Source organism: Streptomyces sp. NPDC002577 (assembly GCF_053594815.1).
This window is the reverse complement of sequence record NZ_JBSFWK010000015.1, coordinates 70,135-93,748: the sequence shown is the minus strand read 5'-3', so window position 1 is coordinate 93,748 and position 23,614 is coordinate 70,135. Positions and strand designations below refer to the sequence as shown.

Here is a 23,614-nt window from a genome sequence, read left to right as displayed (position 1 = left end):
GCAGTTCGGGTGCCCAGGTTCGGTATTCGGTTGTCGGGCTTCTGGAGGTGCGGGCCCTGCTGGCCGTTATCCGCGCTGGCGCGCCCGCCGGGACGGTCGCGGACTCTCGGCCGGCGTGGCCAGATGCCCGCCGGCCAGCTGCTCCAACGCCCGCAACAGGACCGCCCGGTCGCCTTCGGGGACGGCGTGCAGCGCCTTCTCGTGGACACGGTCCACGATCTTCTGGCTCTGCTCGGCGACTCGTGCCCCCTCCTCGGTGACCGCGATGATCCGCGCCCTCCGGTCCCGGCTGGAGGGTCGCCGCTCGGCGAGGCCGGCCTCCTCCAGCGCGTCCACCGTGACCACCATCGTGGTCTTGTCCATGTCCCCGATCTCAGCGATCTGTGCCTGGGTGCGCTCCTCCTCCAGGGCGTGGACCAGTACGCAGTGCATGCGCGCCGTCAGCCCGATCTCGGCGAGCGCCGCCGACATCTGGGTGCGCAGCACATGGCTCGTGTGGTCCAGCAGGTACGACAGGTCCGGCTCGGTGCGCTTGGGGGCCATGGCGGTCATGTCGGCCAGGGTAGCAATCCGGTCCGTAGCGGATTATTGGGAAGCGGACGTTCGGGTGCGCCGGTGACCCGGTTGCGGGGGTCTGGTGCCCGCTCGGCCGCGCCGGCATCGGTGCAGCGCACTTTTGCAAGCACGTGCTTGCAAAAGTTAGCGAGGTTGGGGCACCATCGAGGCATGGCATCACTCAACGTCGGCAATCTCGGCGAGTACCTGCGCGAGCAGCGGCGCACCGCGCAGCTGTCGTTGCGGCAGCTCGCGGAGGCGGCAGGCGTGTCCAATCCGTATCTGAGCCAGATCGAGCGCGGGCTGCGCAAGCCGAGCGCCGAGGTGCTTCAGCAGGTCGCGAAGGCGCTGCGGATCTCCGCCGAGACGCTGTACGTGCGGGCCGGGATCCTCGACGCCGAGCGGGACCGGGACGAGGTGGAGACGCGTGCGGTGATCCTCGCCGATCCGTCCCTCAACGAACGCCAGAAGCAGGTGCTCCTGCAGATCTACGAGTCCTTCCGCAAGGAGAACGGGACCGGGACCGACGTCGTTACGGATGCCGTCACGGACGTCGTCACAGATGCCATCAAGGACACCGTCGCAGACAGGCGCGGCGGGGCCGGCGAGCCCAGCGCGGCCAGTGGCAGCGATGCCGACCAGCACGACCAGCACGACCACAAACCCTCGAGCTGAAGTGATCCGGGAGGACCACAGTCATGGCCATCACCGACGACCTGCGCAAGACCCTGAAGGACCCGACGCCGCTGTACTTCGCCGCGGGCACCGCCGACCTGGCGTACCAGCAGGCCAAGAAGGTGCCGGCGCTCGTCGAGCAGCTGCGCGCCGAGGCCCCGGCCCGTATCGAGGCCGTGCGCAGCACCGACCCGAAGGCCGTCCAGGACAAGGCCGCCGCCCGCGCCAAGGAGGTGCAGGACAAGGCCGCCGCCCGTGCCAAGGAGGTGCAGGAGACCATTCAGACGAAGGTCACCGAGGTCCTCGGCGGCCTCGACACCGACCTCAAGAAGCTGGGTGAGTCCGCTCAGGACCTGGCCCTGCGCGGCGTCGGCGTGGCCGCCGAGTACGCGGTCAAGGCGCGTGAGACGTACGAGAAGGTCGCCGAGCACGGCGAGCAGGCCGTCAGGACCTGGCGCGGCGAGGCGGCCGAGGAGATCTCGGAGCTTGCCGTGACCGTCGAGCCGGAGCCGAAGTCGTCGGCCTCGTCGCCGAAGGCCGCCGAGACCGCCGCCCCGGCCAAGAAGACCACCGCCACCACGGCGAAGAAGGCCCCGGCCAAGAAGACGACCACCACGGCGAAGAAGACCACCCCGCCCGCCAAGTGACCGCGCTCACGGAAACGTCCGGAGAGTCCGCGGGAACGAGCCGGGCACTTGCCGAGTGTCCGGCTCGTTCCCCGGGTAGCGGGTACGGTGGCCGCATAGACACGAGCCGATAACCGGGTGGTGGACGCAGTGCTGATGCAGGGGTTCGCGGGTTTCATGTGGCTGCTGAGCGTGGCCCTGATCCTCTTCAGCGGCTTCGCTCTGATCGACGCCGCCATCCGGCGCGAGGACGCCTATCGCGCCGCCGACAAGCAGACCAAGCCGTTCTGGCTGATCATCCTGGGGATCGCCTTCGTGGTGAACGTGCTCTTCCCCATCCTGTCGTTCCTGCCGATCATCGGCCTCATCGCGACCATCGTGTACATGGTCGACGTGCGGCCCGCGGTCCGGTCGATCACGGGTGGCGGCGGCCGCCGCGGCTCCAGCAGCGACGGCCCGTACGGTCCCTACAACGGCGGCCGGTAACGGCCGGCAGCACGGCGCCCCGCAGCACGGCGGCCGGCAGCGGCCGGTGCCGATCGCTGCGGGCGCTTGCGGTGTGCCGGCCGGCCACTGCGGCCTAGCGCTCCCGGCCTCGTCCTCGGGCGCGGTCCCGGTCCCGGTTCAGAAGCAGGACCGCCACGTCGTCCGTCAGGTCCCCTCCGTTGAGGTCGCGGACCTCGTTGACGGCAGCCTCCAGCAGCTCCTCGCCCTGCAGGCCCGCGGCGAGCTGGCGGCGGACCATCTCGACCATGCCCTCCTGGCCCAGCCGTTGGTTGCCCTGGCCGATACGTCCCTCTATCAGGCCGTCCGTGTAGAGCATCAGGCTCCAGGCGGCGCCCAGTTCCACCTGCTGGCGCGGCCAGCGGGCGCGTTCGAGCAGGCCGAGCGCAGGGCCGTTGTTCTCGGGTGCCAGCAGTTCTGCGGTGTGGCCGTGCCGGGCGATCAGCGGAGACGGGTGTCCCGCCAGGCACAGTCCGGCGCGCCGCTCGTCGGGGGTGATGTCGACCGTGCACAGGGTCGCGAAGATCTCGTCGTCCGCGCGCTCGTGCTCCAGCACCTGCTGGAGCGTCGACAGCAGCTCGTCGCCGCACATTCCGGCCAGGGTCAGCGCCCGCCAGGCGATGCGCAGTTCGACGCCGAGCGCCGCGGCGTCGGGGCCGTGCCCGCAGACGTCGCCGATCATCGCGTGGACCGTGCCGTCCGGGGTGCGGACCGTGTCGTAGAAGTCGCCGCCGAGCAGGGCGCGCGAACGGCCGGGGCGATAGCTGGCGGCGAACCGCAGCGACGAGCCGTTCAGCAGCGGATTCGGCAGCAGCCCCCGCTCCAGGCGGGCGTTCTCCTGCGCCCGCAGCCGGGACTCGGTCAGCTTGCGCTGGGCCACGTCGGCCCGCTTGCGCTCCACCGCGTACCGGATGGCGCGGGTGAGGAGCTGCCCGTCCAGTTCGTCCCGGAACAGATAGTCCTGGGCGCCCACACGCACGGCTTCCGCGCCGCGTTCGGCGTCGCCGGACGCGGTGAGCGCGAGCACGGCGTGCCGGGGTGCGAGACGCAGTACGTGCCTGAGCGTCGCGAGCTCGTCGGTGTCCGGACCGGGTGCGGGCAGCGCGAGGTCGAGAAGGATGCAGTTGACGTCGTCCGTGAGCAGCCGCTCGGCCTCGGTGAGGTTGCGGGCGGTGCGGACGCGAACGGGTTTGCCTGCGGAGTCGAGCAGCTCGGGAAGGCTCAGCGAACCGGCCGGATCGTCCTCGATGACCAGGAGCATGATCCCCGTACTGCTGCCGGAGCCACCACTGTGGCCGGCGTCGTGACGACCGTCACTGCCGTGATCGCTGTCACCGTCGTCACGACCGTGGCCGTCGCCGGTACGCGGCGTCGCCGGTTCGGTTCGGGGGCGAGGCAGGCCGGGCGTGGGCTCCGCCTGCGCCTGACCACTCTCCACGGCCGGGACGCCTCTCTGCCGCGGTATGGGTACGGGCATGGTTCTGGATTCCTTCCCTCCCCCCGAGGGCACGGTGGAACGAAGACCTTCGCCCCCACCGACCGGGACCATAGCGGTAGCTCCCGCGGTAACGGAATGGCGAGCAGCAAACGGCCACTGTCATATGCCGCATTCACTAGCGCATTTGGACACGCCAAGTCGCACTGTTAATGACGAACATCACGCCGCGGAGGTTGAGCGGGCGTTCGAACGTGCCGCGGGTCACGTGCAGTACGTCACGTGCCGCGTATCACGCAAAGCCTCACTTATCGGGACGTACCACTCCGAGGATCGCCATCGAGCCGGCGCCCGCGATCGTCACCGTACGTCCCGGGCGCGGCGCGTGCACAATCGCGCCGTCGCCTATGTACATCCCGACGTGACTGGCGTCGTCGTGATAGATGATCAGGTCGCCCGGCCGCATGTCCTTGATGTCGATGTGCGGCAGCTGCTTCCACTGCTCCTGCGAGGTGCGCGGAATGCCGCGCCCGGCGGTCGCCCAGGCCTGTGAGGTCAGCCCCGAGCAGTCGTACGACTTCGGGCCCTCGGCACCCCATTCGTACGGCTTGCCTATCTGCGCTGTCGCGTACTGGACGGCCTTCTTGCCCTGGGCCGACGCCCTGCCGTCGATCTCCTTCAGGATTCCCGAGCTCAGCCAGGTGGCCTGGCTCTGATACTCGGCCTCCTGCTCCAGCTCCAGCAGCCGCTCGCGCTCCTTCTTCTCGAGCTTCGCCTCGAGCTTCTCGGCCTCGGCGATCCGGCTCTTGATCTTCTTCTTCGCCGCCGCCTTGGCCTTGCGGTTGGCCTCGAGCTGCTGCCACTGGGCCGATGCGTCCTTCGCGTAGGCCTGCAGGTCCTCCTGGGTCCTGGTCAGCTCGGCGAGCAGCCCCCTGGTCGCCTGCGCGCCCTGGCGCACCCGGCCGGCGCCGTCCAGGAACAGCCCCGGATCGTCGCTGAGCATCAGCTGGGCCCCGGGCGGCAGACCGCCGTTGCGGTACTGCTCCCTCGCGGCGGCGCCCACACGCTCCTTCAACTCGTCGAGCGTCTCCTGGCCCTTGACGATGCGGCGGGCCAGACCGACGATCTCGGCGGACTGCTCTTCGGTCTTCTCCTCGGCCGCGTTGTACTCGTCCGTCGCGACCGCCGCCTCGTGGTAGAGCCGGTCCAGTTCCTCGCGGACCTTTTCAAGGTCCTTGTCGCCGGCGGCAGTCGACGTCGGCACCGGCGTGGGGGTGGGAGACGGCTTCGCCGGATTCGCGTACGAACTCGCGTACGCCGCTCCCGGGGCCGTCAGTACGGTCACCGCGCAGACCAGGGCCACGGCAGCCGTGGTCAAGCCCGCCTTTCCGGTCTTCCCGATCACGTCTCAGCCCCCCAGCTGATTTACCGTCAGTAACCTGCGGACGCCTCCGGGATGGTGCCACGCCCGTGCTCAATACGACAGAGCCGGACGGGAATTCCGATCCGCCCACCGCCTCGTGTGACGAACGGCCCCTGGAGATCGTTCCCGGCCGCCGACGGCAAGGTGTCCTGCGCGCCGGTCAGGACGAGGCACGCGGCGCCAACGCCTCCCAGCGGACCGTCACTTCGCCCTGCCGCCACCGCGAGACCCCGTCCAGCACCGGCCAGTCCGCCGCGAGGTCGCGTACCGCCCTGATCCACCGCTGGCGCGCGCCGTACGACGCGTAGGGCGCCGCGGCCGCCCACGCCCGGTCGAAGTCGCGCAGGAACGCATGCACCGGCTCACCGGGGACGTTCCGGTGGATCAGCGCCTTCGGCAGCCGCTCGGCGAGGTCGGACGGGCGGTCCAGGGAGCCGAGGCGGGTCGCGAAGGTCACCGTGCGCGGCCCCGACGTGCCGAGCGCGACCCACACGTGCCGCCGGCCGATCTCGTCGCACGTGCCCTCGACCAGCAGCCCGCCCGCGAATCCGCTCGCGGGATCCGGGGGCGCGAGCCGCGCGCAGAGCCGCTCCCAGACGGCGGCGACCTGGTCCTCGTCGTACTGGCGCAGCACGTTCGCCGCGCGGATGAGGACGGGGCGCTCCGGCAGCGGGATCTCGAAGCCGCCGTGACGGAAGCGCAGCCCCTCGCGTTCGTACGGCTTCGCGGCCTCCACCCGTGCCGGTTCGATCTCGATGCCGACCACGCGCGCGTGGGGCGCGACAGTGCGCAGTCGCTGCAGCAGCTCGACCGCGGTCCAGGGCGCGGCGCCGTAGCCGAGGTCGACGGCGACGGCGTCGGCCGTCCGCCGCAGCTGACGGCCGTGGGCGGCGGCGATCCAGCGGTCCATGCGGCGCAGCCGGTTCGGATTGGTGGTCCCGCGTGTCACCGTTCCCACGGGCCTCAACCAGGGGGTGGCCCGCACCTCGGTTGAGGGCGGTGGCGGGAGACGGGCGGGCGGCGTGCGGGAAGCCATGCGTACGAGGGTATGGGGCGGAGGCCCTCCCGCCGACACACGATGCCGAAGCCGCTTCCGCCCGCGTGACCTGCGCCGATGGCATTCCACGGCCGCCCGGGCGCAGCACGTGCGTGTGACCCGTCTCACCGGCGCTCGGGCCGCACCCGAGCCCGCGAAGAAGGTCACGTTCGAGCGGCCACGGGGTCGCGTTCGAGCCGCCACGACTCACTTTCGGCAATGAGGAATGGGATGAGGCCCCTCCGGTGTTGCGGCTCTTGGAGGCCGTAGCACGTCCTCCGCATAGTTGTGCCCGCATTTGCCCGTTTGTCGAGCTGCCTCGCCCGCAGCAAGGAGGACCGCCACGTGAGCCAGTACGTGACCAGGTTCGGGCGCCGCTCCCCGGCGGCTCCCTCCCGGCTCCGGCTGCCCGGCACACATCGGCGCCCGCGGCGGGTCGCCATGCTCAGCGTGCACACCTCCCCGCTGCACCAGCCCGGCACGGGCGACGCCGGCGGCATGAACGTCTACATCGTGGAGCTCGCCAGGCGGCTGGCCGCGATCAACATCGAGGTGGAGATCTTCACGCGCGCCACGACGGGCGGGCTCCCGCCCACCGTCGAGCTGGCGCCCGGCGTCCTCGTACGGCACGTGGACGCGGGTCCCTACGAGGGCCTCGCCAAGGAGGAGCTGCCGGCGCAGCTGTGCGCCTTCACCCACGGCGTGATGCAGGCCTGGGCCGGACACCGCCCCGGCTACTACGACCTCGTGCACTCGCACTACTGGCTCAGCGGCCACGTGGGCTGGCTGGCCGCCGAGCGCTGGGGTGTCCCGCTGGTGCACGCCATGCACACCATGGCGAAGGTCAAGAACGCCTCGCTCGCCGAGGGCGACACCCCGGAACCGGCCGCCCGCGTGATCGGCGAGACCCAGGTCGTACGCGCCGCGGACCGCCTGATCGCGAACACGGCGGGGGAGGCCGAGGAGCTCGTACGCCACTACGAAGCGGATCTCGGCAAGGTCGCCGTCGTCCACCCGGGCGTGAACCTCGACGTCTTCCGGCCGGCCGACGGACGCGCCGCCGCCCGTGCGCGCCTCGGCCTGCCGCAGGACGCCCTGATCCCGCTCTTCGCGGGCCGCATACAGCCCCTCAAGGCGCCCGACGTGCTGCTGCGCGCCGTCGCCGTGCTGCTCGACGAGCGGCCCGAACTGCGCTCGCGGATCGTCGTGCCGGTGGTGGGCGGTCCCAGCGGCACCGGGCTCGCCAAGCCCGAGCGGCTGCAGAAGCTCGCCGCGCGGCTGGGCATCGCGGACGTCGTGCGCTTCCGGCCGCCGGTCGTCCAGGACCAGCTCGCGGACTGGTTCCGGGCCGCGTCGCTGCTCGTCATGCCGTCCCACAGCGAATCGTTCGGCCTCGTGGCGATCGAGGCCGAGGCGACCGGCACGCCCGTCCTCGCCGCCGCGGTCGGCGGGCTGCCGGTGGCCGTACGCGACGGGGTGACCGGATACCTCGTGGACGGCCACGAACCGGCCGCCTACGCGCGCGTGCTGCGCGACTTCGCCGACGAACCGGGGCTCTCGGCCCGGATGGGCGCGGCAGCGGCCCGGCACGCCGAGTCCTTCGGCTGGGACGTGGCGGCGTCGGCCACGGCGGACGTCTACACCGCTGCGCTGTACGACCACCGCCGTCGCGTACGCTCGCTCCATGGCTGACGTACGGCAGGCGGCGCAGGTCATCGAGTCCGCGCTCAAGGACGCAGAGCTCGAGTGGGAAAGCCCCGAACCCGGTTCGTACGTGGCCAAACTGCCCGGTACGCGCAAATTGTCGACGACTGTCTCGCTGCTCGTCGGCAGGCACTCGCTCTCGCTGAACGCGTTCGTGATCCGGCATCCCGACGAGAACGAGGCCGGGGTGCACCGCTGGCTCCTCGAGCGCAACCTCAAGCTCTACGGCGTGAGTTACGCCGTCGACCCGCTCGGCGACATCTACCTCACCGGCAAGCTGCCGCTGGCCGCCGTCACGCCCGAGGAGGTGGACCGGCTCCTCGGCTCGGTCCTGGAGGCCGCCGACGGCAGCTTCAACACGCTCCTGGAGCTCGGTTTCGCGTCGGCGATCCGCAAGGAGTACGCGTGGCGGGTGTCGCGCGGCGAGTCGACTCGGAACCTCGACGCGTTCGCGCACCTGACGCAGCGTCCGGCGGACTGAGCCCGCGCCCGGGGGACTGAGCGCGTCTCCGTCCGGTGTTCAGGCGGCGCTGACCTCGGGCTTCTCCTGCGCTCCCGGCGCGTCCACCGCGGTCGGCCGGTCTTCGGCCGGCAGCCCCCGCATCAGCACCCAGTACCCGACCGCCGCCGCCGTGCCGATCACCGCGCAGGAGCCCCACAGCCACTCCGCACCGAACCGGTCGATCACGAAGCCGGACATCAGCGGGGCCACCAGGCCCGCCACCGACCAGGACAGCGTGTACATGCCCTGGTAGCGGCCGCGGCCGTGCACCGGGGACAGCCGGACCACAAGCCCGGTCTGCGTGGGCGCGTTGACGATCTCGGCCAGCGTCCACACGCACACCGTCAGGGCGAAGACGCCGACCGACCCCGCGAACGCGGTGAGCCCGAAGCCGTAGCCCGCGACGAGGGACGAGAGGACCAACAGACGCTGCGGGTCGCGATGTTCGATGAAGCGGGTGACCGGGATCTGCAGGGCGACGATCAGCACGCCGTTGGCCGCGATCGCCATGCCGTAGTCCGCCGGGGTGAACCCCGCCCCGCCCATCGCGACCGGAAGTCCCACCGAACCCTGCTGGAAGATCAGCGCGATGAGGAAGGACAGCCCCACGACGCCCATGAACCGGCCGTCGCGCAGCACCGTGCGGAGCCCCACCTCGGGCTCGTCCGCCTTCTGCGCGGCCGTCCGCTCCGGCCTCGACTCCGGCAGCTTGGCGAAGACGACGATCGCGCACACCAGCGTCATCCCGGCCTCGACCAGGAAGCCGGCGAGGTAGCTGAACTGCGCGATGAATCCGGCGCCCATCGACGAGACGGCGAACCCCAGGTTGATCGCCCAGTAGTTGAGCGAGAAGGCGCGCACCCGGTCCTCGGGCCGCACGATGTCCGCCATCATCGCCTGCACGGCGGGCCGTGAGGCGTTCGACGCCATGCCGACGAGGAAGGCGACGGCCGCGATCGCCACGGGATCGCGCATGAAACCGAGCAGCGCGACGCTGAGGGCCGTCGACGTCTGGGCGATGAGCAGGGTGGGCCGCCGCCCCAGCCGGTCCGTCATCACGCCCGCACCCAGCGAGGAGATCACACCGCCGAGCCCGTGCAGCGAGGCGACGAGCCCCGCGTACGAGGCGGAGTACCCGCGGTCGAGCGTGAGGTAGAGCGCCATGAAGGTGGCGACGAACGCCCCGAGCCGGTTGATCAGCGTGCTGGTCCACAGCCACCAGAAGGCGCGGGGAAGCCCGGCCACGCTGTCCCTCGCGGCCCGTCTCAGTGCGGCGAGTCCGGTGGCGGCTCCGGCGGCTGGCATGGGCGTCCCCCTGATGGTGATGTAAGTAGCAGCGGCGCTTGACGCAACTTACAAAGCAATGGCTCTCGATCGCCATCGAATTGACGGCAGCCGTCAATCGAGACACCGATCGAACAGGACAGCCGTGTCGATTACGCTCAGGGGCATGGCCGACGCACCGTACAAGCTGATCCTCCTCCGCCACGGCGAGAGCGAATGGAACGCGAAGAACCTGTTCACCGGCTGGGTGGACGTCAACCTCAACGAGAAGGGCGAGAAGGAGGCAGTCCGCGGCGGTGAGCTGATCAAGGACGCCGGCCTGCTGCCCGACGTGGTCCACACCTCGCTCCAGAAGCGCGCGATCCGCACCGCGCAGCTGGCGCTCGAGGCCGCCGACCGCCACTGGATCCCCGTCCACCGCAGCTGGCGCCTGAACGAGCGCCACTACGGCGCCCTGCAGGGCAAGGACAAGGCGGCGACCCTCGCCGAGTTCGGCGAGGAGCAGTTCATGCTGTGGCGCCGCTCCTACGACACCCCGCCGCCGCCGCTCGCTGACGACAACGAGTTCTCGCAGGCCGACGACGCGCGCTACGCCTCCATCCCGCCGGAGCTGCGCCCGCGCACCGAGTGCCTCAAGGACGTCGTCATCCGCATGCTGCCGTACTGGTACGACGGCATCGTCCCCGACCTCCTGGCCGGCCGCACGGTCCTGGTCGCCGCCCACGGCAACAGCCTCCGCGCCCTGGTCAAGCACCTCGACGGCATCTCCGACGCGGACATCGCGGGCCTGAACATCCCCACCGGCATCCCGCTCTCCTACGAGCTCGACGCCGACTTCAAGCCGCTCAACCCCGGCGGCACCTACCTCGACCCGGAGGCGGCGGCCGCCGCGATCGAGGCGGTCAAGAACCAGGGCAAGAAGAAGTAGGTTTGGTGATCATGCCCCCGACCTGCGCATACGGCGCGGTGCGGGGGCATTCTCACGGCCTGGGCCCACTGTGGGCCCTCAGTGCCCCGGGTCCTGCGGTCGGAGCGCGCGCCCGATGGCCTTCCGGGCGCGGTCCCGGCTGCTGGGCATGAGGTGCGCGTACACCTTGAGCGTCAGCCCCGGGTCGGAGTGCCCCAGGTACTCGCTGACGGCCTTGATGCTCTCTCACGGGATCGGGCAGAGGGCCATGCCTCCGCGAACTCCTACGCTCGCGCGGGAGCGCCCCGCGGCGCGTGGCTGCGGGGCGCCTTGCGGGGGTTTAGTCGATCTTCTCCCCGTCGTGCGTACCGCCCTTGCAGACGTTGTCCGTCAGATCGGCCGTTCCGCCGCCCTGCTTGCACTCAGAAGGGGTGACGTAGGATGGGGCACCCTGTGCGGTGGCGGCGCCTGTGAGGCCGAGTCCGGCGAGGGCTGCCGTGGCGATGACGGCGGCGAGGATTCGTCGAATGCGCATTCGGTTCCCCTTTCACGGATTGCCTCGATTGGGGCACTAGTCAGCTTGATCTTCACTCGTGTGGGTGGCACGTCATGTTGGGCCATTCGGGTGACAGTGCTGTCGGGTGCGGGGTCGGGTTAGTAGCGGAGGGTGGCCGGACGGCGCGTGTGCTGTGCGCGAGCCCGCGGGGCGCGCCGTTGTGTGCGCGGTGGTGGGTGGGCGCGCGTGTGCGCCGTTGATGCGCCTGCCCCGGTAGGCGTGCAATGGGCTAGGAGGCGACGTCCTGAGGCCGTACGCCCGTACGCACGTGCGCCTTCGAGGAGGGAGCCCCATGGCCGAGTCCCCCAAGACCGACTACACGCCCGAGCCGTCCGCCGAGATGCCCTCGGTGCCCGATCTGCCGAAGCTCGTGCTGATCGGCGCCTGTGGCTGCGGCGCGGGCTGCGGTTGCGGCTGCCAGTCCGGCGCGCCGTGCCGCTGCGGCGGGTGAGACGGCGACCGCGACACGACGGGTCGTACCACGGTCCTGGACCGGGGTGAGCCGACCGGCGTCTCCGGGCGGCCCGGAGACAGGGTGCAGACGCCGGCGCCCCACGGGACGTACTGAACGAGTACGCGTCCCGTGGGGCGCCGCCGTTTGTCCGGAGGGGGTCAGACGCCTTCCACCACACCGGTCTCCACCGGGCCCGTCGCGGCCTGGAGCTCGTCCGCGTGCTCGCCCGTCACCAGGTACACGACCCGCTTCGCGACCGACACGGCGTGGTCAGCGAAGCGCTCGTAGTAGCGGCCGAGCAGCGTCACGTCGACCGCCGTCTCGATGCCGTGCTTCCAGCGCTCGTCCATCAGGTGCTGGAAGAGCGTGCGGTGCAGCAGGTCCATCTCGTCGTCGTCCGTCTCCAGCTGCATCGCCAGGTCGACGTCCTTGGTGATGACGACCTCGGCGGCCTTCGCCATCAGGCGCTGCGCGAGCTGGCCCATCTCCAGGATGGTGGCGTGGATGTCGTTCGGGACCGCACGCTCCGGGAAGCGCAGACGGGCCAGCTTGGCGACGTGCTGGGCCAGGTCGCCCGAGCGCTCCAGGTCCGCGCTCATACGGAGCGAGGTGACGACGATCCGCAGGTCCGTCGCGACCGGCTGCTGACGGGCGAGCAGGGCTATGGCCCGGCCCTCCAGGTCGTGCTGCAGATCGTCGACCTTCTGGTCCGCGGCGATCACGCTCTCCGCCAGCTTCAGGTCGGCGTCGAGAATGGCCGTGGTGGCGCGCCCGATCGCCGACCCGACCAGGCGGGCCATCTCGACCAGGCCCTCGCCGATCGAGTCAAGTTCCTCGTGGTACGCGTCCCGCATGTGGGTGTCCCTCTCTCCGTCTTCGTCGGGGCTCCGGGGCTCCGGGGTCGGGGGCTGGTGAACCCCACGCTGCCACGTTCCGGGCTGTACGCGTCCGTTTCCGGCAGACCAAATGAACCATCCCTGTCTCCTCGGTGAACTCTGGGCGACGAGTGTTCGAGCTGTCGCTCCGATGGCTGTGGGCCGAGGTCGTGGCCCGCATAACCTGGAGACATGGACGTGAACGCGGCGGTTGCCGCAGCGGCAGCGATCGCCGGCGTGTGCACCGGTGTCATCGCCATGCTGGCGTTCCGCTGGAGCGAGCGCGAGCAGAAGCGTCCCACTCGCACCTCCCTGCACACCGATCCCGTACTGCCACCGGGCGTCGACACGGTGCTGTCCGTCCTCCGCTCGTCCGCCGTCGTCCTCGACGAGGCGGACAGCGTGGTCAAGGCCAGCTCCGCCGCGTACGCCCTCGGCCTGGTACGCGGCGGGAAGCTGGCCGTCGAGCCGATGCTGCAGATGGCCCGCGACACCCGGCGCGACGGCGAGATACGGCAGGTCGAGCTCGACCTGCCCCGGCGCGGCACCGGCCGCGGCGAGGCCCTCGCCGTCTCAGCCCGCGTGGCCCCGCTCGGCTCGCGCCTGGTGCTGCTGCTGGTCGAGGACCTCACCGAGGCCCGGCGCATCGAGGCGGTACGCCGTGACTTCGTCGCCAACGTCAGCCACGAGCTCAAGACCCCGACCGGCGCGCTCTCCCTGCTCTCCGAAGCCGTCATGGACGCGTCGGACGACCCGGAGGCGGTGGAACGGTTCGCCGGGCGCATGCAGGTGGAGGCCACCCGGCTGACCAACCTCGTGCAGGAGCTCATCGACCTCTCCCGGGTACAGAACGACGACCCGCTGGAGGACGCCGAACCCGTACGCGTCGACGTGCTCGTCGCCGAGGCCATGGACCGCTGCCGCCACCAGGCGGGCACCAAGCAGATCACCATGGCTTCGGGAGGCACCGCCGACGTATACGTGTGGGGCAACCGCAGTCAGCTCGCCGCGGCGCTCGGCAACCTCGTCGAGAACGCCGTGAACTACAGCCCGGCCCGTACCCGCGTGGGCATCGCCGCCCGCCGGGTGACCGCGCCCGGCGGGGACCTCATCGAGCTCTCCGTCACCGACCAGGGAATCGGCATCTCCGACAAGGACAAGGAGCGCATCTTCGAGCGCTTCTACCGCGTCGACCCGGCCCGCTCCCGTGCCACGGGCGGCACGGGCCTGGGCCTGGCCATCGTCAAGCACGTGGCCGCCTCGCACGGCGGGGAGGTCACGGTGTGGAGCTCCGAGGGACAGGGCTCCACGTTCACCCTGCGGCTTCCGGAGGCGGGCTCCGCCCGTGACCGCTCGAGCCACCGGCCCGGCCTCGACGACGAGGACGAGAACGGGCAGCCCGCCGAGACCGCCATCTCATCCCCGTACGCACACGAACCGCTTTCTGCCCCGGAGGTCCTTCCGTGACCCGAGTGCTCGTCGTCGAGGACGAGGAATCCTTCTCCGACGCCCTGTCGTACATGCTCCGCAAGGAGGGCTTCGAGGTCGCCATCGCGACCACCGGGCCCGATGGACTCGACGAGTTCGAGCGCAACGGCGCCGACCTCGTCCTGCTCGACCTGATGCTGCCGGGCCTGCCCGGCACGGAGGTCTGCCGCCAGCTGCGCGGCCGCTCCAACGTCCCGGTGATCATGGTGACCGCCAAGGACAGCGAGATCGACAAGGTGGTCGGGCTCGAGATAGGAGCCGACGACTACGTCACCAAGCCCTTCTCCTCGCGCGAGCTGGTCGCCCGTATCCGGGCCGTCCTGCGCCGCCGCGGAGAGCCCGAGGAGGTCACCCCGGCCGCCCTGGAGGCGGGCCCGGTCCGCATGGACGTCGACCGCCACGTGGTCACCGTCTCCGGCTCCAAGGTCGACCTCCCGCTCAAGGAGTTCGACCTGCTCGAGATGCTCCTGCGCAACGCGGGCCGCGTCCTTACGCGCATGCAGCTCATCGACCGCGTCTGGGGCGCCGACTACGTGGGCGACACCAAGACCCTTGACGTCCACGTCAAGCGCCTGCGCGCGAAGATCGAGCCGGACCCGGGGGCGCCGCGGTACCTGGTGACGGTGCGCGGTCTCGGCTACAAGTTCGAGCCGTAGGCCCCGGCTTCGTATATGTGACGCAATACGCGAGGGGCGCCCCGGAATCTTCCGGGGCGCCCCTCGCGTCGTACGTCAGTGGCCGGAGGACTGCGAGGCGCTCGACGACGCCTTGTCCGTGGCGCCGGAACCGGCCTCCGCACCCGAGCCCGCCTCGCCCGCGGCGGAGGCGCTCGCACCGGCCGCCGGGGAGGCCGACTTCGTCGCCGAGGCCGAGGGCGTCGGGATGTTGCTCGGGCCCCACCCGGTGAAGTAGTGCTCGGCGGGCACGACGAACGCCCGCAGCTTGACGTCGCCGGTCTCGCTGAAGGTGAAGGTCACCTGCTGTGCGTTGCCGTCCTGGACGGCCTCACGGCTGCTCGGTAGGACGGCGGAGGCGTTGCCCTTGCCGCCGAGGATGACGGAGCCGCCGGCCGGGATGGTGAGCGGCCCCGAGCCCTTGGCGGGCTTGATCTCGGCCTTCTTGCTGGTCCCGACGACCGTGATCGACTCAAGCGTCTGGGCCGTCGTGCCGTTGTTGAAGAGGGTGCCGGTGACCACGGCCGGGCCGGTCGACTGCAGATCCGGCTGCGTGATGATCGTGGCGTTCTGGACCTTGATGTCACCGACGGCGGTCGCGGCGTTGTCCGGCTTGACCCCCAGCGTCTGCGCGTTGTTGCCGGCGGCGCAGGCGGAGAGGGCGCCGATCGACAACACGACGGCAGCGGCGGTGAGGACACCGCGACGAAGGCTGGGGGTACCCCCGGACGGAGTGAGGGGGAGGCTCACGGCGCGGCAACTCCTTGGACGTGGCTGGTACGACGGTGCGGGCGGCCGTAAAGCCGCCCTAAGGGTTGGTCAGCGGGCTCAGATTACCGAGCCCCTCTCGCGCCGCCGCACCCGACCCGCCCTTACACCACCGGCAGGCTTTGCGACACCACAAGCCACGTCTGTCACTCGAGGCCTGTCACTCGACTCGCGTGAGCCACTCTGCCCTTCTCGGCCTCATCGCTCTCATACGGTTCAGCATTCACATAAGCGCAGTCGGTTAGCCCAGTCAGAGCCATCTGTACTGCCTGTACTGCCGACACCCGCTATGCGGATTTCCGGTAAGGAATGCATGGCGGTCCGGAGAATTGATCACCAGGCCGTGTGATCAATTCCGGATTCGAGTCGCACGTGGCCTCAGTCACCGAACGGAGTAGCGGAAGTCAACCTCTGAGAATCCGGCAAAACGGGACGTTCGGCCACTTGGGGAGGGCGCCGGACGCGTGTAACGTGCGCGTTTCACTCCGGCCGAACAGCGCCTCCGACCTGCGAATACCCGCCTCCGGTAGGGCTCCGCAGCACGTTCACGTTGTTGTTGTCAAGCCCCGAGATATGCCCTGACCTGCGAAAACGCCATTCAGAACCGGCGGTTCTCGTGTTACCCTGGATAGCCACGGAAGGGGTACCTGTCACATGACGTTCAAGGTTGGCGACACCGTGGTCTATCCCCATCACGGGGCCGCGCTGATCGAGGCCATCGAAACTCGCCAGATCAAAGGCGTGGACAAGACCTACTTGGTGCTGAAGGTCGCCCAGGGCGACCTGACGGTGCGTGTGCCAGCGGACAATGCGGAGTTCGTCGGCGTGCGTGATGTGGTCGGTCAGGACGGGCTGGACCGGGTCTTCGAGGTGCTGCGCGCGCCGTATGCCGAGGAGCCCACGAACTGGTCCCGTCGCTACAAGGCAAATCTCGAGAAGCTCGCCTCGGGCGATGTCATCAAGGTCGCCGAAGTGGTGCGCGACCTGTGGCGTCGCGAGCGTGAGCGTGGACTCTCCGCCGGTGAGAAGCGCATGCTCGCCAAGGCCCGGCAGATCCTGGTGAGTGAGCTCGCCCTCGCGGAGAACACGAACGAGGACAAGGCTGAGGCTCTGCTCGACGAGGTTCTCGCGTCCTGAGCGTCCTGGCGCACGTTGCTCCGACGCCCTGTCCGGCGCAGTGAAATGCCGCGGTGCCCGCTGACCCTGAAGGTCGCCGGGCGCTGCGGCATGTCTTCTTGGTTCTTCCGAATCCCGAGACCCGACGCGCATCGATTCGGCACTCGAACCGACAGCGGCTCCTACGGCTCGGGATGCGAGCCGTGCCGGGCCCGGGAAGCCGCCTCGACCAGATGTCACGGAAGGGTCCGGTCAAGGCGTCGTGCCCGGCACTCTCCCAGCCTTCGGCCGGGGGCACCCGCAGTGGCCATACCCAAGTCGGCCGAGCACACAAACCTGAACGGAACCGATGTCTGACGTTTCGCGGCCGCCCACGGGCGGTCAGTCCCGCACCCCCGGTCAGTCCCGCACCGCCGCCGTGATTCCCGCCGCCGGCCGCGGAGTGCGCCTCGGGCCCGGTGCCCCCAAGGCGCTGCGCGCCCTGGGCGGCACGCCCATGCTCATCCACGCCGTGCGCGCCATGGCCGCGTCGCGCGCCGTGTCGCTCGTCGTCGTCGTCGCCCCGCCCGACGGCGCCGCCGAGGTCAAGAGCCTGCTCGCCTCGCACGCGCTGCCGGACCGGACGGACTTCCTCGTCGTCACCGGCGGCGACACCCGCCAGGAGTCCGTGAAGCTCGGCCTCGACGCGCTGCCCCCCGGCATCGACATCGTGCTCGTGCACGACGCGGCCCGCCCGCTCGTGCCCGTGGACACGGTCGACGCGGTCATCGAAGCCGTACGAGGCGGAGCCCCCGCCGTCGTCCCCGCGCTGCCCCTCGCCGACACCGTCAAGCAGGTCGAGCCGCGTGAGAAGGGCGAGCCCGAACCTGTCGTGGCCACGCCCGACCGGGCCAGGCTGCGCGCCGTGCAGACCCCGCAGGGCTTCGACCTCGCCACCCTCGTACGCGCCCACGAGACCGTCGCGCTCAGCGGCGAGGGCGCGACCGACGATGCCGGCATGGTGGAACAGCTCGGTGAGCCCGTGGTGGTCGTGCCCGGACACGAGGAGGCCTTCAAGGTCACCCGTCCACTGGACCTGGTCCTCGCCGAGGCGGTCCTGGCGCGCAGGAGGGCCACCGATGGCTTCTGAGACCTCTGTTTACGCCGTTTCCGGGATTCCGCTGCCGCGGGTCGGCATCGGCACCGACGTGCACGCCTTCGAGAAGGGGCGTGAGCTGTGGTGCGCGGGGCTGCTCTGGGAGGAGCCGGACAGCCACGGGTACGGGCTCGCGGGGCACTCCGACGGCGACGTCGCCGCGCACGCCGCCTGCGACGCCCTGTTCTCCGCGGCGGGCGTCGGCGACCTCGGCGCCCACTTCGGTACGTCGCGGCCCGAGTGGGCCGGCGCCTCCGGGGTCACCCTGCTCGCCGAGGCCGCGCGGATCGTACGGGCCGAAGGGTTCGAGATCGGGAACATCGCCGTCCAGGTCATCGGCGTACGGCCGAAGATCGGCAAGCGGCGGGACGAGGCGCAGAAGGCTCTGAGCGAGGCGGCCGGGGCGCCCGTCGCCGTCTCCGGCACGACGACGGACGGGCTCGGGCTGACGGGTCGCGGCGAGGGGCTCGCGGCGATCGCCACGGCGCTGGTCTTCCGGCGGACCTGACGCCCCCCGGCGGTGGGTGGTTCGCCACCTGCCGGTGGGTGGGTCGGCCGCAGGGCGCCTGCGGGCCGGCGGCCGGTACGGCACGCCCTACCGTTGTGGGCAATCGTTCCGCGGGGCTGGGGGCACCTCCCAGCGGTAGCTGGGGGAGGGTGGGCACAACCCACGACGGCGGGTGCCGTTCATCGTGGTCCGGCCTCCCGCAGGGGCGACGCGTACGCCGGAGGGAGCAATGCCGGGCCGCGGCGGTGCGGAGGCGGAGTATCGGGTACTCGTACGAACCCGTACAGCCGTCAACCAACAGAGAGGCCACCATGCCCGTCGAACTGCCCGACAAACTCAAGGCGCTTCTCGACAGCCCGGTCTTCGTCGTCGTGGCCACCGTCCAGCCCGACGGCACTCCGCACGCGTCGCCGGTCTGGGTGAAGCGGGACGGCGACGACGTGCTGTTCTCCACCACCGTCGACCGGCGCAAGCCGAAGAACCTCCGGCACGACCCGCGCGTCAGCGTCGTCGTGGTTCCCCCCGACTCCCCGTACACCTACGCGGAGATCCGCGGCACCGCCGAGATGACCACCGAGGGCGGGCAGGAACTCATCGACGAACTGTCGATGAAGTACACGGGCAAGAAATACGCGGAGTTCAATCCGGCCGCCGCGCAGGACGCCGAGCGTCTCGTCGTACGGATCACCCCTCGCAAGATCGTCGGAAGCATCTGACAGCGCAGGTGGCGCCCGCTGTCGTCGAGAGATGTCACGAATCAGTGCCCCGTGGGGCCCATGTGTCGCGGGGCACTGGCCCGGGCCTACTACTCTGGAGCGGTGACTATTCGCCTGTACGACACCAGCGCCCGGCAGATCCGTGACTTCACCCCGCTCGTGCCGGGTTGTGTCTCGATCTACCTGTGTGGCCCTACCGTGCAGGCCGCCCCGCACATCGGGCATATCCGGTCCGGCCTCAACTTCGACATCCTGCGCCGCTGGTTCGCCTACCGCGGCTATGAGGTGACGTTCATCCGGAACGTCACCGACATCGACGACAAGATCATCCAGAAGGCGGCCGAACAGAACCGCCCCTGGTGGTCCATCGGCTACGACAACGAGCGCGCGTTCAACGACGGCTTCACCGCGCTCGGCTGCCTGCCGCCCACGTACGAGCCCCGCGCCACCGGCCATGTCACGGAGATGGTCGAGATGATGCGCGGCCTCATCGAGCGCGGCCACGCCTACGAGTCCGAGGGCAACGTCTACTTCGACGTGAAGTCCTTCCCGGGCTACCTGGAGCTGTCCAACCAGGAGCTCGAGAACCTCCAGCAGCCGGAGAGCGCGGGCGAGACCGGCAAGCGGGACGCGCGCGACTTCGCGCTGTGGAAGACCGCCAAGCCCGGCGAGCCGAGCTGGGAGACCCCGTGGGGCCGCGGCCGCCCCGGCTGGCACCTCGAGTGCTCCGTCATGGCCCACAAGTACCTGGGCACCGTCTTCGACATCCACGGCGGCGGCATCGACCTGATCTTCCCGCACCACGAGAACGAGATCGCCCAGGCCAAGGCGTACGGCGACGACTTCGCCAAGTACTGGGTGCACAACGCCTGGGTGACGATGAGCGGCGAGAAGATGTCGAAGTCGCTCGGCAACTCCGTGCTCGTCAGCGAGATGGTCAAGCGCTGGCGTCCCATCGTGCTCCGCTACTACCTGGGCACCCCGCACTACCGCTCGATGATCGAGTACAGCGAGGAGGCCCTGCTCGAGGCCGAGTCCGCGTTCGCGCGGATCGAGGGCTTCATGCAGCGCGTGGTGGAGAAGGCCGGAGGCACGGTCGAGCCCGCCGCCGAGGTGCCGCCCGCCTTCGCCCAGGCCATGGACGACGACCTCGGCGTCCCGCAGGCGCTCGCCGTCGTCCACACCACCGTCCGGCAGGGCAACAGCGCGCTGGCCGCCGACGACAAGGAAGGCGCCGTGGCCCGGCTCGCCGAGGTCCGCGCCATGCTCGGCGTCCTCGGCCTCGACCCGCTCGACCCCCACTGGGCCGGCGAGAGCGATCGCAGCGAGGATCTGCACGGCGTCGTCGACACCCTCGTGAGCCTCGTGCTCCAGCAGCGCGAGGCCGCCCGGGTCCGCAAGGACTGGCCCACCGCGGACGCCATCCGCGATCAGCTCAACCAGTCGGGCCTCGTCATCGAGGACAGCCCGCAGGGCCCGCGCTGGTCGCTCGGTCCGCGCTGACCAGGGCGAATGTGCCGTCCGGCCGAACGGGCGGCACACTTCGTAGACGTACACGCTGCGCACGCTCAAGGGCGTACGCACTCACGACACCGACTCAAAAGGCAGACAGGTAGATCATGGCCGCTCACAACCGTCGCATGTCCGGCAAGAAGGGCGCGCAGGTCGGCAGCGGTGGCCAGCGACGCCGCGGGCTCGAGGGCAAGGGCCCGACGCCGCCCGCCGAGATGCGCAAGGGGCACGCCAAGCAGCGTGCCGCGCAGGCGAAGTCCCGGCGCGCGTCAGGCCGCCAGGCGCCGCCGCGCGGCCGGGGCGGCAAGTCCCCGTCCGAGCTCGTCGTCGGCCGCAACCCCGTCGTCGAGGCGCTGCGCGAGGGCGTGCCCGCATCCACGCTCTACGTCCAGCAGTTCATCGACAACGACGAGCGGGTGCGCGAGGCGCTCCAGCTCGCGGCCGAGCGCGGCGGCATCAACCTCATGGAGGCCCCGCGCCCCGAGCTCGACCGCATGACGAACGGCCTCAACCACCAGGGCCTCGTCCTGCAGGTCCCGCCGTACGAGTACGCGCACCCCGAGGACCTCGCGAGCGCCGCGTACGACGAGGGCGAGGACCCGCTGATCGTCGCCCTCGACGGCGTGACCGACCCCCGCAACCTCGGTGCCGTCGTGCGGTCCGTCTCCGCGTTCGGCGGCCACGGCGTCGTCGTACCCGAGCGGCGGGCCGCCGGAATGACCGCCGGCGCCTGGAAGACGTCCGCCGGCACCGCCGCGCGCACGCCGGTCGCGCGCGCCACGAACCTGACGCGCGCCCTGGAGGCGTACAAGAAGGCCGGCATCGTGGTCGTCGGTCTGGCCGCGGACGGCGACGTCGAGATCGGTGAACTGGAGGCCCTCGGGGGCCCGGTCGTCATCGTCGTCGGCAGCGAGGGCAAGGGGCTCTCCCGGCTCGTCGGGGAGACCTGCGACTTCCGGGTGCGCATCCCCATGCCGGGCGGTGCCGAGTCGCTCAACGCCGGTGTCGCGGCGGGCGTGGTGCTGTACGAGGCGGCGCGGCGCCGCGGCTGAGCCACAACCAGGGGGTGCGGGCGTTCGGCGTGCCGTCTCCGGCGCGCCGTCCGCGGCGCCGACTGCGCGCCCGGCGATCTTGACGCGGTCCGGACAGATCGGGGCAGTCAAGGCAGTGTCCTAAGGACACGTCACTCGGTTAGATGAGTGTGGACACCAGAACACCCCGCACTCCCACGGGGGACCGCTCGTCGGGGTTCGACGACGTTCCCGCGCTGAGCATGGTGAAAGTGCCGTGCGACCCTGCGCAGGTCATCGTCAACCACGCGAGCTTCCGCGTGCAGTTCCCCACCACGCGGCCCATCCAGTCCCCACGCATCGGACGCCACCTGAGCGCCCACGCCGAGCCGCGAGGCGTCCCGGGCGCACGCCGCACCCCGCTCGTCTGGACCGGGAAGTCCGAGCCCGGCGACGCCGCCACCGGACTCCTCCAGGCCGTACGCAACGCCGGCGCGGGCACCCTGCCGGACAGCGGCTACGGCACGGACGACGTCGGCGCCACGCAGGTCATCCCCCGCATCGACCTCGGTCAGGGCAACCGCCGCCAGGGCCGCGTCGGCTACAACGACCAGGACCCGTACAGCGGTTACGCCGGATACGGCAGCTCCACGGGCTTCACCGACCAAACGCGCTACGACGACACGGTCGAGACCCCCCTCCCCACCGGGCCCTCCCACCCCGGCACCGGCACCGACGAGATCCGGCTCCTCGCGCAGCTGCGCGGCGCCGGCAGCGCCTATGAAGAACCCCTCTACACCGGCGGGGAGTTCGGCGCCGAGGGCGCTTACGGCAGCGGTGCGTACGGCACCTACGACTCCGAGGCGTACGGCCCCTACGGCTCCGCCGTCTACGGCGACGCATACGACGAGGAGAGCGCGGGCGAGGGCGAGGGGCGCGCAGCCCGGCGGCACGGCGCCACGCTGACATCAGCTGCTGCCGCAGCGGGCGTGCGGCACGCGTACTACCCCGGCCGCCGGATGAACCTGGGCGTCGTACTGCTCCCGCTGCGGATCCTCCTCGGATTCGTGTCCGTCTACGCGGGCATGGGCAAGCTCTGCGACCCCGTCTACTTCGACCGCACCGGCCGCGGTTCCATGGCCGGGTGGCTCCACTCCCTGCACCCCGGGGGAGTCGCCGAGCCGCTGCACGACTTCGCGCTGCAGCACACGGTGGGCGTCGGGCTGTCCGTGGCGTTCCTCCAGGTGATCGCGGGCGTGCTCACGGTCCTCGGTCTCTGGCAGCGGCTCGCCGCCGCGACCGGGGCGCTGCTGGCCGCCGGGCTCCTCCTCGCCGTCAGTTGGAAGACCTCGCCCGTCTACGAGGCCGCCGACATCATCTACCTCGCCGCCTGGTCCCCGCTGGTCATCGCGGGCGCCCCCGTCTACTCGGTCGACGGGCGCCTGGCCTCGGAGGCCTGGCGCAGGCTCGGACCGCGCGCCGGGCTCTGGGAGCTGCGACGCCGCGTACTGCGGCGCGGCGCCCTCATGACGACGCTCGCCGTCGGATTCACGCTCCTCGTGGGCGCACTGCTCGGCAGCGCGGTGCGGGACGCCTCGCGCGTCACCGTGCCCGGCCCCGGCGAACCCCCGCGCAACGAACTGCCCGGCTCACCCCTTCCGCAGAGCCCGGACGACAAGCGCGGCGCCGGCAGCAGGAGCCCGTCCGCCCCGGGATCGCCGACCCAGAGCCAGGGGGCCGCGGCCGGCCCGTCGCAGTCCGCCGGGGCCGGGGCGCCCCGCGCGACGGCGGGCACCAGCGCCGGACAGCCCAGCCAGACCCAGGGCTCCGGACAGGCCTCGCAGGGCGCGACATCGCCGCAGGCGCCCCCGGCCACCACCTCGGGGCCCTCCTCCTCAGGCGGCGCCGCGGGCGGCGGCTCCGGAGGCACCGGCTCCGGGGGCACCGGCTCGGGTGGCAGCGGCAGCGGCGGCGACGACGGAGGGTCGGACGGCGGGTTCGTGGGCGGGATCCTCGGCTGAGGCGGAGCGGGGCGCCGGTGATCCGGCGCCTGTGATTCCGCGTGCACTGACCGCAACAGAATCGGGGCTCGGCGCAGGTGATGTGCCGAGCCCCGCGCGCTGTACGCACGACTGCGTCTTGCCGACCGGC

General features: G+C 71.0%; 24 protein-coding genes and 1 pseudogene. 16 read left to right on the top strand and 9 right to left on the bottom strand.

All coding sequences use genetic code 11. The features are described from left to right. Positions 1-66 precede the first annotated feature (66 nt). Positions 67-552, bottom strand: a complete 486-nt coding sequence (locus ACWD4J_RS21075) for a MarR family winged helix-turn-helix transcriptional regulator (RefSeq protein WP_451396919.1) — start codon at positions 550-552, stop codon at positions 67-69. Positions 553-726: 174 nt separating this feature from the next. Between ACWD4J_RS21075 and ACWD4J_RS21070 the strand changes: the two genes are divergently transcribed. From ACWD4J_RS21070 to ACWD4J_RS21060, 3 genes are all read left to right on the top strand, one after another. Then, entirely contained in the window at positions 727-1,230 is a 504-nt protein-coding gene (locus ACWD4J_RS21070) for a helix-turn-helix domain-containing protein (protein WP_451396918.1), read from the top strand. A gap of 23 nt (positions 1,231-1,253) precedes the next feature. After that, positions 1,254-1,877 carry a hypothetical protein gene (locus ACWD4J_RS21065; protein ID WP_451396917.1) on the top strand — a complete coding sequence of 208 codons (624 nt, stop codon included), beginning with the start codon at positions 1,254-1,256 and terminating at the stop codon, positions 1,875-1,877. 135 nt (positions 1,878-2,012) lie between these two features. Further along, a complete protein-coding gene (locus ACWD4J_RS21060; protein WP_451396994.1) occupies positions 2,013-2,342 on the top strand; it encodes a DUF2516 family protein in 330 nt (109 codons plus the stop codon). 94 nt (positions 2,343-2,436) lie between these two features. Here the strand turns inward: ACWD4J_RS21060 and ACWD4J_RS21055 are convergent, their stop codons facing one another. From ACWD4J_RS21055 to ACWD4J_RS21045, 3 genes are all read right to left on the bottom strand, one after another. Next, complete coding sequence (locus tag ACWD4J_RS21055) at positions 2,437-3,837, bottom strand: PP2C family protein-serine/threonine phosphatase (protein WP_451396916.1); 1,401 nt, start codon at positions 3,835-3,837, stop codon at positions 2,437-2,439. Positions 3,838-4,099: 262 nt separating this feature from the next. Further along, positions 4,100-5,173 carry an NlpC/P60 family protein gene (locus ACWD4J_RS21050; protein WP_451396915.1) on the bottom strand — a complete coding sequence of 358 codons (1,074 nt, stop codon included), beginning with the start codon at positions 5,171-5,173 and terminating at the stop codon, positions 4,100-4,102. Between the two features lie 205 nt (positions 5,174-5,378). Beyond that, a complete protein-coding gene (locus tag ACWD4J_RS21045) occupies positions 5,379-6,176 on the bottom strand; it encodes a class I SAM-dependent methyltransferase (RefSeq protein WP_451396993.1) in 798 nt (265 codons plus the stop codon). A 423-nt stretch (positions 6,177-6,599) separates the two neighbouring features. On the opposite strand from ACWD4J_RS21045, the gene mshA reads away from it, so the two are divergent. Then, positions 6,600-7,946, top strand: a complete 1,347-nt coding sequence (gene mshA, locus ACWD4J_RS21040) for a D-inositol-3-phosphate glycosyltransferase (protein WP_451396914.1) — start codon at positions 6,600-6,602, stop codon at positions 7,944-7,946. Further along, entirely contained in the window at positions 7,939-8,439 is a 501-nt protein-coding gene (locus tag ACWD4J_RS21035) for a YbjN domain-containing protein (protein ID WP_451396913.1), read from the top strand. The genes mshA and ACWD4J_RS21035 overlap by 8 nt, the downstream gene beginning before the upstream one ends. Before the next feature lie 39 nt (positions 8,440-8,478). On the opposite strand, the gene ACWD4J_RS21030 is transcribed toward ACWD4J_RS21035, so the two are convergent. Beyond that, positions 8,479-9,765, bottom strand: a complete 1,287-nt coding sequence (locus ACWD4J_RS21030; RefSeq protein ID WP_451396912.1) for an MDR family MFS transporter — start codon at positions 9,763-9,765, stop codon at positions 8,479-8,481. 145 nt (positions 9,766-9,910) lie between these two features. Between ACWD4J_RS21030 and ACWD4J_RS21025 the strand changes: the two genes are divergently transcribed. Further along, the gene (locus tag ACWD4J_RS21025) at positions 9,911-10,672 is read left to right on the top strand and encodes a phosphoglyceromutase (protein WP_451396911.1); all 762 of its coding nucleotides are present in this window, start codon (positions 9,911-9,913) and stop codon (positions 10,670-10,672) included. A gap of 78 nt (positions 10,673-10,750) precedes the next feature. On the opposite strand, the pseudogene ACWD4J_RS21020 reads toward ACWD4J_RS21025, so the two are convergent. Continuing rightward, positions 10,751-10,897, bottom strand: a pseudogene (locus ACWD4J_RS21020) (site-specific integrase); the annotation flags it as partial. Between the two features lie 94 nt (positions 10,898-10,991). After that, on the bottom strand, positions 10,992-11,186 hold the full coding sequence (locus tag ACWD4J_RS21015) for a hypothetical protein (RefSeq protein ID WP_451396910.1): 195 nt from the start codon (positions 11,184-11,186) through the stop codon (positions 10,992-10,994). Between the two features lie 313 nt (positions 11,187-11,499). Here ACWD4J_RS21015 and ACWD4J_RS21010 point away from each other — a divergent pair, with 313 nt between their 5' ends. Then, positions 11,500-11,658, top strand: coding sequence for a hypothetical protein (locus tag ACWD4J_RS21010; protein ID WP_451396909.1), 159 nt, complete (start codon positions 11,500-11,502; stop codon positions 11,656-11,658). 161 nt (positions 11,659-11,819) lie between these two features. On the opposite strand, the gene phoU is transcribed toward ACWD4J_RS21010, so the two are convergent. After that, the gene (gene phoU / locus ACWD4J_RS21005) at positions 11,820-12,515 is read right to left on the bottom strand and encodes a phosphate signaling complex protein PhoU (RefSeq protein WP_451396908.1); all 696 of its coding nucleotides are present in this window, start codon (positions 12,513-12,515) and stop codon (positions 11,820-11,822) included. A gap of 213 nt (positions 12,516-12,728) precedes the next feature. On the opposite strand from phoU, the gene ACWD4J_RS21000 reads away from it, so the two are divergent. Together ACWD4J_RS21000 and ACWD4J_RS20995 are read left to right on the top strand one after the other, a co-directional pair. Further along, positions 12,729-14,003: a sensor histidine kinase gene (locus tag ACWD4J_RS21000; RefSeq protein ID WP_451396907.1), complete on the top strand. Its 1,275-nt coding sequence runs from the start codon at positions 12,729-12,731 to the stop codon at positions 14,001-14,003. Continuing rightward, complete coding sequence (locus ACWD4J_RS20995; protein WP_009340348.1) at positions 14,000-14,680, top strand: response regulator transcription factor; 681 nt, start codon at positions 14,000-14,002, stop codon at positions 14,678-14,680. The genes ACWD4J_RS21000 and ACWD4J_RS20995 overlap by 4 nt, the downstream gene beginning before the upstream one ends. A 75-nt stretch (positions 14,681-14,755) precedes the next feature. On the opposite strand, the gene ACWD4J_RS20990 is transcribed toward ACWD4J_RS20995, so the two are convergent. After that, positions 14,756-15,448 (bottom strand): DUF461 domain-containing protein, encoded by a 693-nt coding sequence (locus ACWD4J_RS20990; RefSeq protein ID WP_451396906.1) that lies wholly within the window; start codon positions 15,446-15,448, stop codon positions 14,756-14,758. Positions 15,449-16,120: 672 nt separating this feature from the next. Here ACWD4J_RS20990 and ACWD4J_RS20985 point away from each other — a divergent pair. The 7 genes from ACWD4J_RS20985 to ACWD4J_RS20955 all read left to right on the top strand — a co-directional run bounded on the left by ACWD4J_RS20985 (position 16,121) and on the right by ACWD4J_RS20955 (position 23,484). Beyond that, a complete protein-coding gene (locus ACWD4J_RS20985) occupies positions 16,121-16,603 on the top strand; it encodes a CarD family transcriptional regulator (RefSeq protein ID WP_003953493.1) in 483 nt (160 codons plus the stop codon). A 328-nt stretch (positions 16,604-16,931) separates the two neighbouring features. After that, on the top strand, positions 16,932-17,711 hold the full coding sequence (gene ispD / locus ACWD4J_RS20980) for a 2-C-methyl-D-erythritol 4-phosphate cytidylyltransferase (RefSeq protein WP_451396905.1): 780 nt from the start codon (positions 16,932-16,934) through the stop codon (positions 17,709-17,711). Beyond that, the gene (gene ispF / locus ACWD4J_RS20975) at positions 17,701-18,225 is read left to right on the top strand and encodes a 2-C-methyl-D-erythritol 2,4-cyclodiphosphate synthase (RefSeq protein ID WP_451396904.1); all 525 of its coding nucleotides are present in this window, start codon (positions 17,701-17,703) and stop codon (positions 18,223-18,225) included. The genes ispD and ispF overlap by 11 nt, the downstream gene beginning before the upstream one ends. A 311-nt stretch (positions 18,226-18,536) precedes the next feature. Further along, on the top strand, positions 18,537-18,941 hold the full coding sequence (locus ACWD4J_RS20970; RefSeq protein ID WP_451396903.1) for a PPOX class F420-dependent oxidoreductase: 405 nt from the start codon (positions 18,537-18,539) through the stop codon (positions 18,939-18,941). Positions 18,942-19,043: 102 nt separating this feature from the next. Further along, a complete protein-coding gene (cysS, locus tag ACWD4J_RS20965) occupies positions 19,044-20,444 on the top strand; it encodes a cysteine--tRNA ligase (protein ID WP_451396902.1) in 1,401 nt (466 codons plus the stop codon). Between the two features lie 116 nt (positions 20,445-20,560). Further along, positions 20,561-21,505: a 23S rRNA (guanosine(2251)-2'-O)-methyltransferase RlmB gene (rlmB, locus tag ACWD4J_RS20960; protein WP_451396901.1), complete on the top strand. Its 945-nt coding sequence runs from the start codon at positions 20,561-20,563 to the stop codon at positions 21,503-21,505. Between the two features lie 143 nt (positions 21,506-21,648). Next, positions 21,649-23,484: a TQO small subunit DoxD gene (locus ACWD4J_RS20955; RefSeq protein ID WP_451396900.1), complete on the top strand. Its 1,836-nt coding sequence runs from the start codon at positions 21,649-21,651 to the stop codon at positions 23,482-23,484. The last annotated feature ends 130 nt before the right edge of the window (positions 23,485-23,614 follow it).

Coding starts and splice junctions, on each gene's coding strand:
- ACWD4J_RS21030 (WP_451396912.1), bottom strand. CDS start 9,765: ATGCCAGCCGCCGGAGCCGCCACCGGACTCGCCGCACTGAGACGGGCC.
- ACWD4J_RS21065 (WP_451396917.1), top strand. CDS start 1,254: ATGGCCATCACCGACGACCTGCGCAAGACCCTGAAGGACCCGACGCCG.
- ACWD4J_RS21060 (WP_451396994.1), top strand. CDS start 2,013: ATGCAGGGGTTCGCGGGTTTCATGTGGCTGCTGAGCGTGGCCCTGATC.
- ispD (WP_451396905.1), top strand. CDS start 16,932: ATGTCTGACGTTTCGCGGCCGCCCACGGGCGGTCAGTCCCGCACCCCC.
- ispF (WP_451396904.1), top strand. CDS start 17,701: ATGGCTTCTGAGACCTCTGTTTACGCCGTTTCCGGGATTCCGCTGCCG.
- ACWD4J_RS21015 (WP_451396910.1), bottom strand. CDS start 11,186: ATGCGCATTCGACGAATCCTCGCCGCCGTCATCGCCACGGCAGCCCTC.
- ACWD4J_RS21075 (WP_451396919.1), bottom strand. CDS start 552: ATGACCGCCATGGCCCCCAAGCGCACCGAGCCGGACCTGTCGTACCTG.
- ACWD4J_RS21010 (WP_451396909.1), top strand. CDS start 11,500: ATGGCCGAGTCCCCCAAGACCGACTACACGCCCGAGCCGTCCGCCGAG.
- ACWD4J_RS21070 (WP_451396918.1), top strand. CDS start 727: ATGGCATCACTCAACGTCGGCAATCTCGGCGAGTACCTGCGCGAGCAG.
- ACWD4J_RS20970 (WP_451396903.1), top strand. CDS start 18,537: ATGCCCGTCGAACTGCCCGACAAACTCAAGGCGCTTCTCGACAGCCCG.
- ACWD4J_RS21035 (WP_451396913.1), top strand. CDS start 7,939: ATGGCTGACGTACGGCAGGCGGCGCAGGTCATCGAGTCCGCGCTCAAG.
- ACWD4J_RS20955 (WP_451396900.1), top strand. CDS start 21,649: ATGAGTGTGGACACCAGAACACCCCGCACTCCCACGGGGGACCGCTCG.
- ACWD4J_RS21000 (WP_451396907.1), top strand. CDS start 12,729: ATGGACGTGAACGCGGCGGTTGCCGCAGCGGCAGCGATCGCCGGCGTG.
- ACWD4J_RS20985 (WP_003953493.1), top strand. CDS start 16,121: ATGACGTTCAAGGTTGGCGACACCGTGGTCTATCCCCATCACGGGGCC.
- ACWD4J_RS21055 (WP_451396916.1), bottom strand. CDS start 3,837: ATGCCCGTACCCATACCGCGGCAGAGAGGCGTCCCGGCCGTGGAGAGT.
- rlmB (WP_451396901.1), top strand. CDS start 20,561: ATGGCCGCTCACAACCGTCGCATGTCCGGCAAGAAGGGCGCGCAGGTC.
- ACWD4J_RS21025 (WP_451396911.1), top strand. CDS start 9,911: ATGGCCGACGCACCGTACAAGCTGATCCTCCTCCGCCACGGCGAGAGC.
- phoU (WP_451396908.1), bottom strand. CDS start 12,515: ATGCGGGACGCGTACCACGAGGAACTTGACTCGATCGGCGAGGGCCTG.